Annotated in this window: 1 protein-coding gene; it reads right to left on the bottom strand. The window is 66.0% G+C overall.

The features are described from left to right. A partial coding sequence (locus VQ044_RS25600) for a transposase (RefSeq protein ID WP_331827931.1) occupies nucleotides 1-371 on the bottom strand: 371 nt, incomplete at both ends.

The following is a 371-nucleotide window of genomic DNA, read 5'->3' on the forward strand; positions in this document are numbered from 1 at the left end:
AGATCTCGCGCAGGTCGGCCTTCACCGCCGGCTGCATCGATTTCGGGAACTTGTTCAGGACGTTGGCGGTCTTGTGAACCCAACACCTCTGGTGGCGCGTGCCCGGGAAGGCTTCATCGAGGGCGTTCCAGAACCCCATGGCCCCATCGCCCACGGCGATCTCCGGCGGGACCGAGAGGCCGCGGGCCTTGATATCGACCAGCAGTTCGCGCCAGCTCTGCGCGCTCTCTCGCACCCCGACCTGGAAGCCAAGCAGTTCCTTGCGCCCCTCAGGTGTCGCGCCGATGATCACCAGCATGCATTCGGCGGCCGGCTCCATGCGGGCCTGCAGGTAGACCCCATCGGCCCAAATGTAGACATAGCGGCGCGCG

This window comes from Aurantimonas sp. C2-5-R2, from assembly GCF_036549495.1.
Taxonomy (GTDB): domain Bacteria; phylum Pseudomonadota; class Alphaproteobacteria; order Rhizobiales; family Rhizobiaceae; genus Aurantimonas; species Aurantimonas coralicida_A.